Genomic DNA, 15,831 nt, shown 5'->3' with positions numbered 1-15,831 from the left:
CTAACCACCCCTGAACAGCGGCGACGGGCCGCTACCCGACGACACCAGACTAGTATGGCGTGGTGTCGCAACACCCAGGGCCACCAGGAAGACGAAGGTGATCAGCGGGAGTCCGGGATCGATGCCCTTCAGGTCGAAGACCGGCTCGAAGAGCAGCCCGCCGAGCCCCGTCGCCGCACCCCAGACCGCGACCACGGCGGCCACCAGCATCACCGACGCGATCAGGCTGCGCAGCAGGGCTATCAGGATCAGCAACACCGCGAGCATCACCAGCGGAATGACCACCTTGCGGTCGTCCGCGTTGGTCTTCTCCAGGTCGATCTGTTCCGCGCTGGCGCCGCCGACCAGGGCCTTGCCCCCGTCGATGGTGGCGAGTTCGGAGCGGAGTCGCTTGATGGTGCTGACCTCGCCCGCCGACTCCGGGGCGTCCTTGGCGAACGCGCTGATCTCGGTCCACCCCTCGCCGCTGCGACCGCGCTCGGCCCTGACGATCCCGTCGTGGTCCTGGGTCACGCGCAGCACGGCGTCCGCGTTGGTGGTGCGGGCCATGATGGTGATCGGTTGACTGCCCTGCTCGGGATAGGCCCTGGCCAGCGTCTGCATGGCCGAGACCGACTCGGGCTTGTTGGTGAAGGTGTCCTCCTGCTTGAGGTCGCCGGGCGCGGCCAGCGCGCCGAGGGCGAGCGCCCCAAGCAGCGCCACGCCGCCCACCAGGAACGTGACCGGGCGCCGGCTGACCGAACCGCCCATGGCCGCGAACACGTTGCGCCGCTTGGCGGGCGTGCTGCCGTACGCGGGGATCAGCGGCCAGAAGACCCGGCGCCCGAGCAGCACCAGGATGGCGGGCAGCAGCGTCAGCATGGCGGCCAGCGCGCACACCACGCCCGCCGCGCCGACCGGCCCGAGCCCCTTGCTGCTGCTCAGGTCGGCGGCGAGCAGGCACATCAGGCCGGCGGCCACCGTCCCGGACGAGGCGAGCACGGCGGCGCCGCAGCCGCGCAGGGCGGCCACCATCGCGTCGTACGGGTGCGGGTAGCGGCGCAGCTCCTCCCGGTACCTGGCGGTGAGCAACAGGGCGTAGTCGGTGCCAGCGCCGAAGACCAGCACCGTCATCACGGCCGAACTCATGCCGGTGACGGTCACGTCGAACCCCTGCGAGAGTCCGTAGACCACGGCCATCGCGGACACCGTGGCGGCGCCGACGACGAGCAGCGGCACCAGCCACAGGAAGGGGCTGCGGTAGGTGAGGACCAGCAGCAGGGCGACGACGGCCGCGGTGGCGAACATCAGCGTGCCGTCGACGGTCTCGAAGACCTTGTTCGCGTCGGCGCCGAGGCCACCGGAGCCGCCGACCTCCACGCTCAGCCCCTCGGGATGGTCGTCGACGGCCTCGCGGATGTCGTCGACCGCCTTGTTCTGGTCCTCCTCGTCCGGCATCCCGGCGAGCGACACCCCGTACATCACCGTGGCGCCGTCCTTGGAGTCCACCGCCCGTGGCTGCTGGCCGCCGCTGAACTGGTACGCGTCGGCCAGCCCGGCTATGTGCTCGCGGGCGCTCGCCCGGTCGGCTTCGGTCAGCCCGCCGTCGCGGTGGTAGACGAGGATCAGGTCGGTGGTGTCACCGCCCGGCATGCTCTCCTGGAGCTCGGCCACCCGGGTCGAATCGGCGCTCGCCGGGAGGTAGTTGACCGCCGTGTCGTCCTGGACGCCGCCGAGCTTGCCGGCGAAGGGCATGGCCACGGCGATGATGGCGATCCACAGGGCCACCACGGCCCAGGGCACCCCCCGCCGCTGGCGCTTGCTCGCGGCGGGGCCCGTCGGGCCGTGCTCCCGTACCGGTCCGCTCCCCCGGGCCGCCGCCTCGCCGTGGCCGCGCGCGCCGCCCCCGGCCGGCGCAGCGTCCACTCTCCCGCCGTCCGGGTCTGGCGCTTCCCCCGCCAACCCGCTGCCCCCGGTGGTCCGTGCGACCGCCATGCGGGCCTCCCCTCCTGTGCCTGATGTGCTGACACGTCAAGGGTTCCGCGTCGGGGGGCGGCGATCGTCGCCATGGGGAGGGAGATGTCCGGTACTTCGCCGGAGGGCCGCACCTCGGCGTTACTCCCCGGGGAGTACACCCGACAGCGCCCCGCGCCCCGCGTCGCACGGGTACCGCGTACCGCGTCTCGGTGTGACGGGGAGCGAGGGGCGGGGTCAGGGAGCGGCGTGGGAGGCGGCGAGGAGCAGGCGTGCCGTGTCGTCGGCGTCGAGCGACAGGGCGCGGCCCACCGTTTCCAGCACCGCGCGCTCGGCGGGGCAGTACGCGCCGTCCGCCAGCGCGATGCGCGCGCCCCGCAGGAGGATGCTCTCGCGGCCGGCCGGGGCCAGGTGCGGGGCTAACGGTTCCAGGGCCTCGTGCAGTTCGATGGCCAGCGTCGTGCTCGGGTCGCCCAGGCCGAAGGCGATGGTCGGCACGTCGGCGCCGATGCCGGGCAGCCGCCCGGTGTCGGCGGCCAGCGCCGCGATCAGGTCGAGCAACTGGTCCTCGTCGCAGTCCGCGTACCCCGCCGCGCGCACCGCGCCGACGGCCGCCTGGCGCACCGGGCGGGCCTCGGTGCCGCCCGCGGCGAGGACGGCCAGGGCCACCGTGTGCACGGCGTCCCGCAGCATGGCGGACAGCCGCGTGGTGGTGGGGTGGTCCAGGGCCTCGGCGCCGAAGCGGGCGTGGCAGGCCGAGCACTCGACGACGGGCGCCACGGCGCCGCGCGGCAACAGGGGCAGGCCGAGGAGGACGACTCTGCGGCGGCCCGTACGGCGACGGTAGTTGCGGTCGCCGCCGCAGGCGGTGCAGAAGAACTCCCCGTCGTCGACCGTGCGCCAGCTCGTGCGGATGCCGATGACGCACAGGCTCCGTTCGCGTGGCTCTCGCGCGTACATCGCGTGGCACCTCCCTGACGCTTCGCATCGCTCCGTTGCGCTGCTTCAACACGTCTCTGCGCATTTGTTATGCACCCGAGAGCAGAGTCGCCGCCTTGACGTGATGTTAGCCACATCCGAGACGCGGCGTCAGTACCCCGTGCGGAGACAACTGTGGTTGCTCCCAGGGGCGTACGCGGGCCCGAACGCCACGGGCCCGGGCCCCGCCTGCCGAAACCTTGGGTTCAAGGGGTCGTCGCAACACCACTTGGTTTTAGGTGGTGAGTAGATCACGTAGACGCTCGGCTGGGGTATCCCAGCCGAGCGTTTTGCGTGGGCGGCCGTTGAGTTCCTGGGCGACGTGTTCGAGGTCTTCGGGGCTGTGGACGCTCAGGTCGGTGCCTTTGGGGAAGTACTGGCGCAGCAGCCCGTTCGTGTTCTCGTTCGAGCCGCGTTGCCAGGGTGAGGCGGGGTCGCAGAAGTAGACGGGCATGTCGGTGGCCATGGTGAATTGCTGGTGGCGTGCCATCTCGCTGCCCTGGTCCCAGGTGAGGGAGCCGCGCAGGTGGGCGGGCAGGGTCTGGATCGTGGTGGTGAGGCCGTCGCGGACGGTCTCGGCGTCGTGGGCTCCGCCGGGCAGGTGGACCAGCATCGTGTAGCGGGTGCTGCGTTCGACCAGGGTGGCGATCGCGGAGCGCCCGCCCGCGCCGATGATCAGGTCGCCTTCCCAGTGCCCGGGAACGGCCCGGTCCTCGACGTCGGCGGGACGGTCGCTGATCATGATCATCGGGTCGGTGAACCGGGGCGTGCGCTGCTGGGGTCACGGCGTGGTTTGCCGCGGGTGCGGCCGGAGCGGATGGCTGCCTGCACTTCCCGTTTCAGGCCGCCGCGGGCCTGGAAATACAGCGTCTGGTAGACCGTCTCCACGCTCACCCGCATGCTCTCATCGTCGGGACACTCCTTGCGTAGAGCGTGGCAGATCTGTTCCGGTGACCACCGCTGGCGCAGTCCGCCCTGGACGAAACGGCGCAGGCGTCCCTCGCGTAGGAGCTTGCGGTCCTTGGGCCGGGGCCTGCGCGCTGCGGCAGCGCGGTGGGCCGCGTAGGGCTGGTAGCCCTCCGGTGCCCGAGTTCGCGTCGATCTCCCGCTTGACCGTGCTCGCCGGCCGTCCCAGGCCACGTCCGATCGCCCGCAGCGACTGCCCCGCCGCACGCAGATCGCGGATCTGTTCGCGCTCGGCGAGCGTCAAGAACCGCGGGTGAAGCTGTTTCTCCAGGGCGCTCAGGCTCACCGGTGGCGTGGTCACACCGCACATCGTGACGGTCCCGGTGGTGTAGTCGACACGGCGGCCGTCGGCGTAAGTGCGCGTACTGCCACTCTTCTTGACGCCCCAGTCCCAGTCCTTGGCCGTGCGCTCGTTCACACCGACCTTCCGGGCTGCAACCCGGCGTGCGACACCGGCGGCCCGAAGCCGCTCGTACTCATCCCGCCCGGGGTGCCGCCGACGCTGCGAGCGCACTCCGGCCTTCCGGGCCCAGCTGAAGGCGGTGTTCCGGTTCCTCCCCAACTCACGCGCCACGACGGTCACGTTCCCCACGACATCCAGACGTGCAAGGAAACGCTCCCGCAACCCAGCAAGATCATCACGCTCAACGCCCACGGTCCCCGCAACTCCCACAGATCGCGGGTGTTGCGAGGACCGTTAGAACCCAAGAACGGCGTGCGGGGCCCGGGCTCCGTGCGGGACGGGGCCGGACCGGAATCGGCGACCGGGAGACGGCCGGCGGATTCCGGTGGGGCCGGCGGGGCGGGTGTGGTGCCCCGGGGTCAGCGCGCGGCGCGGTTGACCGCGGAGACGACCGCCTTCAGCGAGGCGCGCGTGGTGTTGGCGTCGATGCCGATCCCCCACAGCACCTTGCCGTCGATCGCGCACTCGATGTACGAGGCGGCCTGGGCGCTGGCTCCCTCGCTCATCGTGTGCTCCTGGTAGTCGAGCAGCCGTACGTCGATGCCGATGGCCTGCAGCGCCTGGAAGAAGGCGGAGATCGGGCCGTTGCCCGAGCCGGTCAGCACGGTCGGGGCGCCGTCCACGACCGCCTCCACGGTCAGCGTGTCCGTGCCGTCCTTGTCGGTCGTGGTCTGTCCGTTGCGGAGCTGGACGCGGCCCCAGGGGCGGTTGCCCGAGCCGGGCTCGGTCGGCAGGTACTCGTCCTGGAAGACGGTCCAGATCTGGTCCGGGGTGACCTCGCCGCCCTCGGCGTCGGTCTTGGCCTGGATGATCTTCGAGAACTCGATCTGCATCCGGCGCGGCAGGTCCAGCTTGTGGTCGTTCTTCAGGACGTAGGCCACGCCACCCTTGCCGGACTGCGAGTTGACGCGGATGACCGCCTCGTAGGAGCGCCCCACGTCCTTCGGGTCGATGGGCAGGTACGGGACCGCCCACCCGATGGCGGACACCGGCTCGCCGCGCTCGGCGGCCTCGGCCTCCATCGCCTCGAAGCCCTTCTTGATGGCGTCCTGGTGGGAGCCGGAGAAGGCGGTGTAGACCAGGTCGCCCGCGTACGGGTGGCGCGGGTGGACCTCCATCTGGTTGCAGTACTCGGCGGTCCGGCGCACCTCGTCGATCTGCGAGAAGTCGATCTGCGGGTCCACGCCCTGGCTGAACAGGTTCATGCCGAGGGTGACCAGGTCGACGTTGCCGGTGCGCTCGCCCTGTCCGAACAGGCAGCCCTCGACGCGGTCCGCGCCCGCCATGACCGCCAGCTCGGCGGCGGCGACGGCGGTGCCCCGGTCGTTGTGCGGGTGCGTGGACAGGCAGACGAACTCGCGCCGCGACAGGTGGCGGCTCATCCACTCGAAGCGGTCGGCGTGCGTGCTGGGCGTGGAGCGCTCGACCGTGGCGGGCAGGTTGAGGATGATCTCGCGGCCGTCCTCGGGCTGCCAGACGTCCATGACGCCCTCGCAGACCTCCAGCGCGAAGTCCAGCTCGGTGTCGGTGAAGATCTCCGGGCTGTACTGGTAGCCGAAGACCGTCTCGTCGCCGAGGATCTTCTCCGCGTACTCCACGACCAGCCGGGTGCCGTCCACGGCGATCTGCTTGACCTGCTCCCGGCTGCCACGGAAGACCACCCGGCGGAAGACGGGCGCGGTCGCGTTGTACAGGTGCACCGTGGCGCGGTGGGCGCCGCGCAGCGACTCCACGGTGCGCTCGATCAGCTCCTCGCGGCCCTGGGTCAGGACGGAGATGGTGACGTCGTCGGGGATCGCGCCCTCTTCGATGATCGAGCGTACGAAGTCGAAGTCGGTCTGGCCGGACGAGGGGAAGCCGACCTCGATCTCCTTGTAGCCCATGCGCACCAGCAGGTCGAACATCTCCCGCTTGCGCGCCGGCGACATCGGGTCGATCAGGGCCTGGTTGCCGTCCCGCAGGTCCGTGGACAGCCAGCGGGGGGCCTTGGTGATGCGCCGCTCGGGCCAGGTGCGGTCGGGGATGTCCACGACCTCGTACGCGCCGTAGCGGTGGACGGGCATCCCGGAGGGGCGCTGGGTGAGGGTGGCGGCCGTCAGGGGGGGTGGGGCGGCCCACGGCGTTCTCCGGGCGGGCCTGGCGGCCGGCGGGGGCGGGTCGCGTGGGGCTGGACGGTTCGACGGTGCGAGGGGTGTTCGACGCGTTCGACATGGGCTTGCAGGCTCCTCTTGTCCGCTGGGACCGGCCGACGGGGCGCGAATGTCGCAACGCCGAATCACCGCGGGGAGGGGGTCGGCCTACGACTACAGGCCCTCGCCGCGGCAGCTAAGGAGAAGCAGCCCGAAACGCATGATGTGCGGCAGCGTAACCGAGCGGCGAGAGGATGCCGCATCACGTATCACTATGCGGGACGGGCGCTGTCACGCGCTGTGCGCGGGCAACCACTCAATTTCGGTAATCGCGACGCCACGTCATGACAGGACCACCGGCCGGTGTCACATTGCCCGCATGGACGACTCACGCACGCGCAACCGCCCGCCCGCCGCCGCCAACGCGGCCCGACCCCTCTCCCACCACACCCACCACCACGGTGTCTTCTGCACCATCGTCCCCCCACACGTCCTGGACCGGCTGGCCCGCGCCGACGACCCGGCACTGCACGAGCCGGCCCGCCGCACCCTGGAGCGGGACGCCCTGCAGCGCACCAGGCGGCGCATCACCACGGTCCGCGGCATCCGCGCCACCGCCGCCGACCGCGAGGCCACGGACCAGCCGCGCCGGACGATCTACGACGCCGGGAACCGCGAGGAGTTGCCCGGCGAGAAGGTCCGCGGCGAGGGCGAGGACCCGGGCCAGGACGCGAGCGTCAACCGCGCCTACGCCGGCCTCGGCGCCACCTTCGACCTGTTCCTCAAGGTCTACGGCCGGCGCTCCATCGACGGCGGCGGCCTGCCGCTGGACGCGACCGTCCACTACGGCCAGGACTACGGCAACGCGTTCTGGGACGGCGAGCGCATGGTCTTCGGCGACGGCGACGGCGAGGTCTTCCGGGACTTCACGCTGCCGCTCGACGTCATCGGCCACGAACTCACCCACGGCGTCACGCAGTACACCGCCAACCTGGAGTACTTCAGCCAGCCGGGCGCGCTCAACGAGTCGGTCTCCGACGTCTTCGGCACGCTGATCAAGCAGCACTCCCTGGGCCAGACCGCCGACCAGGCCGACTGGCTGATCGGCGCGGAGCTGCTGACCGACCGGGTGACCGGCGAGGCGCTGCGCTCGATGAAGGCCCCGGGCACCGCGTACGACGACGACGTGCTCGGCAAGGACCCGCAGCCCGCCACGATGGACGACTACGTCGACACCAGCGACGACAACGGCGGCGTCCACATCAACTCGGGCATCCCCAACCACGCGTTCTACCTGGCCGCGACGGACCTCGGCGGCTACGCCTGGGAGCGGGCCGGGCAGATCTGGTACGACGTGCTGACCGGCGGCGAGCTGGCCGCCGACGCCAACTTCACCGACTTCGCCCGGCTGACCCTCGCGGCGGCCGAGAGCAGGTTCGGGGCCGGCGACGAGCAGCGCGCGCTCCAGAAGGCGTGGTCCCGCGTGGGGGTGGAGACGGCCTAGCCGCCGAGCCGTGCCCGGGCCGGTGGCGCCGGCCCGGGCACACCCGCGGGGACGGCGGGTAGCGGGGCACCCCCTCGGCCCGGTAGAGAGGGACCATGCGGATTACCGTCACCAGAACCGGCGGCTTCGCCGGCATCACGCGCCGGGCGGGCCTCGACAGCACCGGCCGGGCCGACGCCCCCCACCTGGAGGAACTGGCCCGCGCCGCGCTGGCCGACGGGGCACCGGACCGGCCGGCGGGCGTGCCCGACGGCTTCCAGTACGGCATCGAGGTGGACGGCGCCACGGTCTACTGCGCCGACCCGCGACTCAGCGCGGCGCAGCGGGAGTTGATCAGGACGGTGCTGCGGGAGGGGGCGTAACCGGCGCACCCCGGCCGACTACGGAGCGTACAAACCACTGGCCCGCGCAGCGGGGTGTTGCTTGGATCGCGACATGATCTCTCACCACCCCACGCTGGATCGCCTGGAGCGGTACTACGACGCGGTGTTACGCCCGCTCGCCCGGGCCGAGGATGTCGGGCCGCTGACCCTGTTCGTCCGCGACGGGGCCGGCTGGCCGCTGTACGCGCGGCCTGCGCTCGGGCTGACGGCGGGCGTGAGCGCGGACGACGTGGACCGGATGCGAGCCAGACAGCGGGCGCTCGGCCTCCCGGAGAGCTTCGAGTGGGTGGCGGAGACCACGCCCACGCTGCGCGCCGCCGCGCAGCGGTCCGGCCTCGTGGTGCGCGAGCACCCGCTGCTGGTGCTGGGGGCCGGCGCGCTGCTGCCGGTCGTGCGCCACCGGCCCGACGGCGTCACGGTGCGCATGGTGGCCCCCGCCGATCCCGCGCTGCCCAGCGCCCTGACGGTGCCGCACCTCGCGTTCGCGGAACCCGGCGGGCGGGTCGGCGCGACGGGGCTCGCGGAGTTGGAGGCGGCGCTGCCCCGGCACGGCGGGCAGCCGGCGGTGCGGACCGTCGTGGAGGGGATCAGGGCCGGGCGGACGGCGGTCGCGGCGGCCGTGGACGACGAGAGCGGGCTCGCGCTGTGCGCGGGCCAGCGGCACGTGGTCGCGGACGTGAGCGAGATCGTCGGCGTGGGCACGCTACCGGCGGCGCGCCGCCGCGGGCTGGCGCTCGCGGTGACCTCCGCGCTCGCGACGGACGCCCGCGCCCGCGGGGTGCGCACCGTCTTCCTGTCCGCGTCCGACGCGGAGGTGGAGCGGCTGTACGAGCAGATCGGCTTCGTGCGGGTGGGCACGGCGATGGTCGCGAGCCCGGCGGCGTGACGCCGGCCCCGGGGCGGTCGCCCGGCACCGGCCGGGACCGCTCGGGGCGGGCCCGCGCCGGAGCGCACGCCGGGGCACAGGGCCCCGGCTCACCTTGCCGGGATGGCCCGGAGCTGTTGCTCAGAAACCGAGCTTGCGGAGCTGCTTGGGGTCGCGCTGCCAGTCCTTGGCGACCTTGACGTGCAGGTCGAGGTAGACCGGGGTGCCGAGCAGGGCCTCGATGTGCTTGCGGGACTTCATGCCGACCTCCTTCAGGCGGGCGCCCTTCGGGCCGATGATGATGCCCTTCTGGCTCGGCCGCTCGATGTAGACGTTGGCGTGCACGTCGAGGAGGGGCTTGTCCTTGGGGCGGTCCGCGCGCGGGATCATCTCCTCGACCACGACCGCGATGGAGTGCGGCAGCTCGTCCCGTACCCCCTCCAGGGCGGCCTCGCGGATCAGCTCGGCGACCATGACCTGCTCCGGCTCGTCGGTCAGGTCGCCCTCCGGGTAGAGCGGCGGGCTCTCCGGCAGGAGCGGCACGAGCAGGTCGGCGAGCAGGTGGACCTGGGTGTCCGCGACGGCCGAGACCGGCACGATCTCGGCCCATTCGATGCCGAGGTCGCGGCCGAGCTGGTCGATGGCGATCAGTTGCTCGGCGAGCTGCTGGGAGTCCACGAGGTCGGTCTTGGTGACGATCGCGACCTTGGGCGTCTTCTTGATGCCGGCCAGTTCGGTGGCGATGTAACGGTCGCCGGGCCCGAGCTTCTGGTCGGCGGGCAGGCAGAACCCGATCACGTCGACCTCGGCCCAGGTGGTCCGCACGACATCGTTCAGGCGCTCGCCGAGCAGCGTGCGCGGCTTGTGCAGGCCGGGGGTGTCCACGAGGACGAGCTGCGCCTCGGGGCGGTGCACGATGCCGCGCACGGTGTGCCGCGTGGTCTGCGGCCGGTTGGAGGTGATGGCCACCTTGGTACCGACCAGAGCGTTCGTCAGGGTGGACTTGCCCGCGTTCGGGCGACCGACGAAACAGGCGAAGCCCGCGCGATGGGGAGCTTCCGAAGAGGGAGTACGAGCGCTCATGCGGGCTATTCTCCCCGATCGGGGCACCGGCCCCGACCAACCGGGCCCGCTACGGGCCCGGCCGGGCCCGCCACCACCGGTTCCGCGCGGCCGTCGGCGGGGTCGGCCCGCCACCGGATCGGCTCGACGGAACGGGTGGCGCGGCGCAGCGGGCCAGTTCCCTGCCGGCGGGGCGGGGCCGACTCGTCGAGCGTGCGGTCCAGGTGCGGCAGCCGGCCCACGGGCCCCCTCGACTCGGCGGTGGCTACCGGCGCTCCAGCAGCCTGCGGGCCAGCCAGGCCACGCCGCCCACGGTCAGCAGCACGGTCGCGATCAGCACCAGCCAGCTCGTGCCGTTGCCCTGGGACCAGTCGTAGGCCAGGCCGGCCCAGCAGATCGCGGTGGCGGCGACCGTGCAGAGCGCGGCGACGGGGCCCATCAGTTCGGCCCGGCGCGTGTGACCTCGGCCGGCGTAGATCCGGCGTACGCCCTCCGGCAGCAGGATCAGCGTCCAGGCGAGGGTGACCCAGGCCAGGCCCTCGCCCTCCACCACGACGCCCAGCAGCAACAACGAGCCGCACACGAGCAGCGCCCAGTCCATGGCCGAGCCGCCGGTTGGCGCGGCGGCCGGGGTCCCCTGGTGGGCGGCGGCGCCGGTGGGCTCGTCGGCGCCGGCCGCGCCGGGGGCGGCGTCGGGGGTGACGTCGGCCGAAGTGGTCAGGGAGGCGCGCTCGGGCTGGTCGCCCGCGCTCACCCGGCGGTCACCGTGGCGCGCGGCGTGCCGTCCGGGCCCGCGAGGATCACCGGGGTCAGCGGCCCGCCGAGGTCTCGCACCGCCGCCCGGTCCTCGTCGGAGACGGCCGCGACGTCGCTGACCACTGCGGCGGCCTCCAGCGAGGTGGCGCCGCTGGCCACGGCCATCGCGACGGCCGTGCGCAGCGCGCTCAGGTGGAGCGACTCCAGGGCGACGGTGCCGGCGACGTAGGTGCGCCCGGTCTCATCGCGGACGGCCGCGCCCTCGGGCACGCCGTTGCGCGCCCGCGTGGCACGGGCGAGCGTGATGATCTTCTGGTCTTCCGGGGCCAACGCCGTCGTATCGCTCATGTGCACGAGGATACGGCGACGCTGGTGGGGGCCCGGTCCCAGGCGGAAGCACGCGTCAGCCCGCGCGCGGCGGCGGCCCGCGCGGCTAGCGCTCCGCTTCCACGCCCCGCGCCTCCGCCTCCGGCTGTGCCGGGTCTTCCGTCTCGCGTACGGGCTCGACCAGGACCGTCAGGATGCGGTTGCGCCGGCCGGCCGAGGACTCGGCGGTCAGGCGCAGGGCCGTCAGGTCCGGGTCGGTGGCGTCCTCGCTCAGGTCGACGTCGGCCACCGCGCCGGCGATCGGGACCCGGCCGAGCGACTTGGCCAGCAGCCCGCCGACGGTCTCCACGTCCTCGTCGTCCAGGCGCAGCCCGTACAGCTCGCCGAGGGTGCCGATGTCGAGGCGGGCCGTGACGCGGTAGCGGTCCTCGCCGAGGCTCTCGACGGGCGGCAGCTCGCGGTCGTACTCGTCGGTGATCTCGCCGACGATCTCCTCCAGGATGTCCTCGATGGTGACGATGCCGGCCGTGCCGCCGTACTCGTCGATGACGACGGCCACGTGGTTGCGCTCCTGCTGCATCTCGCGCAGCAGGTCACCCGCGTTCTTCGTGTCGGGCACGAACGTCGCCGGGCGCATGGCGGTGGAGACCAGGTCGCTCTCGGAGTCCCGGTTGACGTGCGTCTTACGGGCGAGGTCCTTGAGGTAGACGATGCCCACCACGTCGTCCTCGCTGTCCCCGGTGACCGGGATGCGGGAGAACCCGGAGCGCAGCGCGAGGGTCAGGGCCTGCCGGATGGTCTTGAACCGCTCGATGGCGACCAGGTCGGTGCGCGGCACCATCACCTCGCGCACCAACGTGTCCCCCAGCTCGAAGACGGAGTGCACCATGCGGCGCTCGTCGTCCTCGATCAGCGACTCCTGCTCGGCGAGGTCCACCATGGCGCGCAGCTCGGCCTCGGAGGCGAAGGGGCCCTTGCGGAAGCCCTTGCCCGGGGTGAGGGCGTTGCCGATGAGGATGAGGAGTTGCGGGATGGGGCCCATCACGCGGGCCAGCGGCAACAGCACGTAGGCGGCGGCCGTGGCCGTGTTGAGCGGGTGCTGCCGGCCGATCGTACGGGGCGAGACGCCGACCGCGACGTAGGAGACGAGGACCATCACGCCGATCGCGATGGCCAGCGCCTCCCAGGTCTCGTCGTACGCCCGCACGCACGCGTAGGTGACGACGGCGCCGGCCGCGACCTCGCAGGCCACCCGGACCAGCAGCGCCACGTTGAGGTAGCGGGTGGGGTCCTCGGCGACGGCCATCAGCTTGGCGCTGCCGCGCCGGCCCGAACGCACCGCCTCCTGCGCCCGGAAGCGCGTCGTGCGCGCCAGGCCGGCCTCCGCGCAGGCCGCCAGCCAGGCGACGACGACCAGGAGGACGGCCGAGGTGATCAGTTGTGCGGTCATCAGGCGGCGCTCACCTGGTGGTGGGGGCCGGGGACGGGCCGGTCATGCCGCGCTCGGCCCGCCAGTCGTCCACGATGGCCTTCTGCAGGGCGAACATCTCGGCCCGCTCGTCCGGCTCCTCGTGGTCGTAGCCGAGCAGGTGCAGGCAGCCGTGCACGGTGAGCAACTGGAGTTCCTCGTCCATCGAGTGCTGCGTCGGGGCCTGGGCGCCCTGCTGCTTGGCCACCTCGGGGCAGAGCACGATGTCGCCGAGCAACCCCTGGGGCGGCTCGTCGTCGTCCTTGCCCGGTGGGCGCAGCTCGTCCATCGGGAAGGACATGACGTCGGTGGGGCCTGACAGGTCCATCCACTGGATGTGGAGCTGCTCCATGGCGTCGGCGTCGATGACGATGATCGACAGCTCGGACAGCGGGTGGATGCGCATCCGGGCCAGCGCGTACCGGGCGACGTCCAGCACCGCCTGTTCGTCGATGTCCGTGCCGGATTCGTTGTTGACGTCGATCGCCATGGGGCTGTTGATCTCTCCGATTACCGATGCCGGTTAGCTCGCCGTGCCGCACCACGCCGCGACCACCGGGTCGCGGCGGGCGCGGGCACGGCCGGGGGCCTGCTCAGCCCGACTGCCCGGTGCGGCTGTCGTACTGCTCGTACGCGTCGACAATACGGCCGACGAGCTTGTGCCGGACGACGTCGGTGCTGGTGAGCCGCGAGAAGTGGACGTCCTCGACGCCCTCCAGGATGTTCTGCACCTGCCGCAGACCGCTCTTGGTGCCGCCCGGAAGGTCGATCTGGGTGACGTCACCGGTGATTACTATCTTGGATTCGAAGCCGAGCCGCGTGAGGAACATCTTCATCTGCTCGGGGTTCGTGTTCTGCGCCTCGTCCAGAATGATGAACGCGTCGTTGAGCGTGTTGTGCGTAAGCAGGTAGTCCTGGGTGACGTACAGCGAGTCCTCTGCGGCGACCTGGATGCAGACCGTCTCCTCGCGACCTGCCGGCTCGATGCTGTCGATGAAGCGCATGGGACGTCCGCCGCCTCCGGCCGTGTGGTACTTCTCGGCCTTGCGGGCGAGACGGAAGGGCTCGATGCCTTCGGGGAGGCGGATGTCGATGACGTGGGCGTCGCGGCGGTGGTGCACCTCGCGGCCCTTGACGCTACCGGGTTTGCGCCCTGCGACGGCCCGACGCCTGGCATATGCGACACCGCCCAGGGACTGCACCAGGGCGATCACGTCGTCGCGGAGCAGGATCGACGTCGTCCCGTACTGGATGCGGCAGGTGCGGTCGGCCTGCGCAACCGGGCCGCCGTCGGAGTCGAGGAGCCCCTGGAGCACCGCGAGCCGGACCTCGGCGGAGTTGTGCAGGTAGGCGTCCGGAACGAACTTGGTGTGCGAGCGGCAGCCGAGCAGATCCAACTCGCGCAGCGCATGCACCACCGGATTTTCGAGCGTGACGACGTCACCAGGCTCCTTGATCCGGTTCAGGACGTAGTCGGGCCCTCCCCTGGGGCGCGCCTGGGTACCCGGCAACGCGGCTTCCAGCGATGCGGCGAGCTCCGGGTCCTCGGTCGAGAACGACGGGGTGGTGGACCCCGTGATACACCCGTCGCCCAGCAGGAGCCCCAATGCGTACGGGTCGACAGGGACCTCGCGCTCGGGGAAGCAGACCGGCGCGGTGAGCAGTGGCAGCTCGTACCGGCGTGCGTGCGCCGCCCGCAGGTTGCCGATCATCTCCTGGGTCTCCAGGACCCGCCACGGCTTGTTGCGGCGCTTGTCCGCAGCCGTCCGTACGGTCCACAGATGCTCACCGCAGCATAGGGTCCAGGAACCGTCCTGGGCCGTGACGCGGTAGATGTCCCGCTCGCCCTGCGGGTAGACACCGAGGACCGGCGTCGGCTCACCGTTCGAGCCGACGACCAGGTCGCCAACCTGCAGGTCTCCAATGGGACGCCACCCGTCCGGTGTGAGGACGTTGGTGAACACAGGTTGGCTGCGCCCCCGCATGTACGCCAGCGGCGCCACCTCGATCGTGCCCGCGGCCATCAGGCGCGGGATGGAGTCGGGGTCGAGCATGTCGTGCAGCGCGTCGTAGAGCGGGCGCAGGTACGGGTCGATCTTCTCGTAGAGCGTGCCGGGCAGGAAGCCGAGCCGCTCGCCCGCCTCGACCGCGGGCCGGGTCAGGATGATGCGGGTGACCTGCTTGGACTGGAGCGCCTGGACCGCCTTGGCCATGGCCAGGTAGGTCTTGCCCGTGCCGGCGGGGCCGATGCCGAAGACGACCGTGTGCTTGTCGATGGCGTCGACGTAGCGCTTCTGGTTCAGGGTCTTCGGGCGGATGGTGCGGCCCCGGTTGGAGAGGATGTTCTGCGTGAGGACCTCGGCGGGGGTCTCCGCCTGCTCGCCGCCGTTCTCCGCCGCGCGCAGCATGGCGATCGAGCGCTCCACCGCATCCTCCGTCATGGGTTGACCGGTGCGCAGCACCAGCATCATCTCGTCGAAAAGACGCTGGATCAGAGCGACTTCCCGCTGGTCGCCGATCGCGCTGATCTCATTTCCCCGGACGTGGATGTCGGTGGCCGGGAACGCGTTCTCGATCACGCGCAGCAGGGAGTCTCCGGAGCCAAGGACCGTGACCATCGGGTGCTTGGCCGGAACCGTGAAGTGGGCGCGTGCCTGCCCCTGCGCGGGGCTCTGGGCTGTGGGTGTCTGCGTCATGGGCCGGCTCTGGGGCCTGCTCATCCCTCTTTCCGTGGTTCAGCGGCTTGGGATACCCAGCGTACGACGCCGCACTGACAAGACCAGAGCCTTTTATCGAGGGCCGCGGCCGGTCGGTGCCCGGCGCCCTGCCACGACGTGAACGCGCGCCGACGCTCCGGCGGCTTCCACGCGGAGCACCGACAGGCGCGCCCCGGGTGAGCGTCAGGGCCGGGCCGGGGTCGGATCGGGGCCGGTTCAGAGCGCGCTCGGGGGACGGACCGGGGCCGGTTCAGGGCGCG

General features: G+C 71.9%; 12 protein-coding genes and 1 pseudogene. 3 read left to right on the top strand and 10 right to left on the bottom strand.

Annotated features, from left to right (window positions below; genetic code table 11):
* The 4 genes and pseudogenes from OYE22_RS24155 to leuA all read right to left on the bottom strand — a co-directional run bounded on the left by OYE22_RS24155 (position 1) and on the right by leuA (position 6,423).
* Positions 1-1,974, bottom strand: a complete 1,974-nt coding sequence (locus OYE22_RS24155; RefSeq protein WP_277322344.1) for an MMPL family transporter — start codon at positions 1,972-1,974, stop codon at positions 1-3.
* 216 nt (positions 1,975-2,190) lie between these two features.
* The gene (locus OYE22_RS24150) at positions 2,191-2,913 is read right to left on the bottom strand and encodes a TerB family tellurite resistance protein (RefSeq protein ID WP_277322343.1); all 723 of its coding nucleotides are present in this window, start codon (positions 2,911-2,913) and stop codon (positions 2,191-2,193) included.
* A 253-nt stretch (positions 2,914-3,166) separates the two neighbouring features.
* Positions 3,167-4,207 (bottom strand): annotated as a pseudogene (locus OYE22_RS24145) (IS30 family transposase).
* A 512-nt stretch (positions 4,208-4,719) separates the two neighbouring features.
* A complete protein-coding gene (gene leuA / locus OYE22_RS24140) occupies positions 4,720-6,423 on the bottom strand; it encodes a 2-isopropylmalate synthase (RefSeq protein WP_277322342.1) in 1,704 nt (567 codons plus the stop codon).
* A 445-nt stretch (positions 6,424-6,868) separates the two neighbouring features.
* Between leuA and OYE22_RS24135 the strand changes: the two genes are divergently transcribed.
* From OYE22_RS24135 to OYE22_RS24125, 3 genes are all read left to right on the top strand, one after another.
* Complete coding sequence (locus OYE22_RS24135; RefSeq protein ID WP_277322341.1) at positions 6,869-7,993, top strand: M4 family metallopeptidase; 1,125 nt, start codon at positions 6,869-6,871, stop codon at positions 7,991-7,993.
* 95 nt (positions 7,994-8,088) lie between these two features.
* Positions 8,089-8,355: a protealysin inhibitor emfourin gene (locus OYE22_RS24130; protein WP_187062578.1), complete on the top strand. Its 267-nt coding sequence runs from the start codon at positions 8,089-8,091 to the stop codon at positions 8,353-8,355.
* Between the two features lie 73 nt (positions 8,356-8,428).
* Positions 8,429-9,262, top strand: coding sequence for a GNAT family N-acetyltransferase (locus OYE22_RS24125; RefSeq protein ID WP_277322340.1), 834 nt, complete (start codon positions 8,429-8,431; stop codon positions 9,260-9,262).
* A 120-nt stretch (positions 9,263-9,382) separates the two neighbouring features.
* On the opposite strand, the gene era is transcribed toward OYE22_RS24125, so the two are convergent.
* From era to OYE22_RS24095, 6 genes are all read right to left on the bottom strand, one after another.
* Entirely contained in the window at positions 9,383-10,324 is a 942-nt protein-coding gene (gene era, locus OYE22_RS24120) for a GTPase Era (protein WP_277322339.1), read from the bottom strand.
* Positions 10,325-10,568: 244 nt separating this feature from the next.
* Positions 10,569-11,057, bottom strand: coding sequence for a hypothetical protein (locus OYE22_RS24115; protein ID WP_277322338.1), 489 nt, complete (start codon positions 11,055-11,057; stop codon positions 10,569-10,571).
* Positions 11,054-11,407 (bottom strand): cytidine deaminase, encoded by a 354-nt coding sequence (locus OYE22_RS24110; protein WP_277322337.1) that lies wholly within the window; start codon positions 11,405-11,407, stop codon positions 11,054-11,056. The genes OYE22_RS24115 and OYE22_RS24110 overlap by 4 nt, the downstream gene beginning before the upstream one ends.
* 85 nt (positions 11,408-11,492) lie before the next feature.
* Complete coding sequence (locus tag OYE22_RS24105; protein WP_277322336.1) at positions 11,493-12,836, bottom strand: hemolysin family protein; 1,344 nt, start codon at positions 12,834-12,836, stop codon at positions 11,493-11,495.
* 10 nt (positions 12,837-12,846) lie between these two features.
* Positions 12,847-13,344 carry an rRNA maturation RNase YbeY gene (ybeY, locus tag OYE22_RS24100; protein ID WP_277322335.1) on the bottom strand — a complete coding sequence of 166 codons (498 nt, stop codon included), beginning with the start codon at positions 13,342-13,344 and terminating at the stop codon, positions 12,847-12,849.
* A gap of 103 nt (positions 13,345-13,447) precedes the next feature.
* Positions 13,448-15,550, bottom strand: coding sequence for a PhoH family protein (locus tag OYE22_RS24095; protein WP_277322334.1), 2,103 nt, complete (start codon positions 15,548-15,550; stop codon positions 13,448-13,450).
* Between the last annotated feature and the right edge of the window lie 281 nt (positions 15,551-15,831).

It is taken from the genome of Streptomyces sp. 71268, from assembly GCF_029392895.1.
Lineage (GTDB): Bacteria > Actinomycetota > Actinomycetes > Streptomycetales > Streptomycetaceae > Streptomyces.
Note: the sequence above shows the minus strand (reverse complement) of the source record. Positions and strands in the feature narration are given on the sequence as shown.

What these genes read in the sequence shown, in the direction of transcription:
- OYE22_RS24110 (WP_277322337.1), bottom strand. Translation starts at nt 11,407, where the DNA reads ATGAGCGATACGACGGCGTTGGCCCCGGAAGACCAGAAGATCATCACG.
- OYE22_RS24125 (WP_277322340.1), top strand. Translation starts at nt 8,429, where the DNA reads ATGATCTCTCACCACCCCACGCTGGATCGCCTGGAGCGGTACTACGAC.
- OYE22_RS24155 (WP_277322344.1), bottom strand. Translation starts at nt 1,974, where the DNA reads ATGGCGGTCGCACGGACCACCGGGGGCAGCGGGTTGGCGGGGGAAGCG.
- OYE22_RS24105 (WP_277322336.1), bottom strand. Translation starts at nt 12,836, where the DNA reads ATGACCGCACAACTGATCACCTCGGCCGTCCTCCTGGTCGTCGTCGCC.
- leuA (WP_277322342.1), bottom strand. Translation starts at nt 6,423, where the DNA reads ATGCCCGTCCACCGCTACGGCGCGTACGAGGTCGTGGACATCCCCGAC.
- era (WP_277322339.1), bottom strand. Translation starts at nt 10,324, where the DNA reads ATGAGCGCTCGTACTCCCTCTTCGGAAGCTCCCCATCGCGCGGGCTTC.
- OYE22_RS24130 (WP_187062578.1), top strand. Translation starts at nt 8,089, where the DNA reads ATGCGGATTACCGTCACCAGAACCGGCGGCTTCGCCGGCATCACGCGC.
- OYE22_RS24095 (WP_277322334.1), bottom strand. Translation starts at nt 15,550, where the DNA reads ATGACGCAGACACCCACAGCCCAGAGCCCCGCGCAGGGGCAGGCACGC.
- ybeY (WP_277322335.1), bottom strand. Translation starts at nt 13,344, where the DNA reads ATGGCGATCGACGTCAACAACGAATCCGGCACGGACATCGACGAACAG.
- OYE22_RS24150 (WP_277322343.1), bottom strand. Translation starts at nt 2,913, where the DNA reads ATGTACGCGCGAGAGCCACGCGAACGGAGCCTGTGCGTCATCGGCATC.
- OYE22_RS24135 (WP_277322341.1), top strand. Translation starts at nt 6,869, where the DNA reads ATGGACGACTCACGCACGCGCAACCGCCCGCCCGCCGCCGCCAACGCG.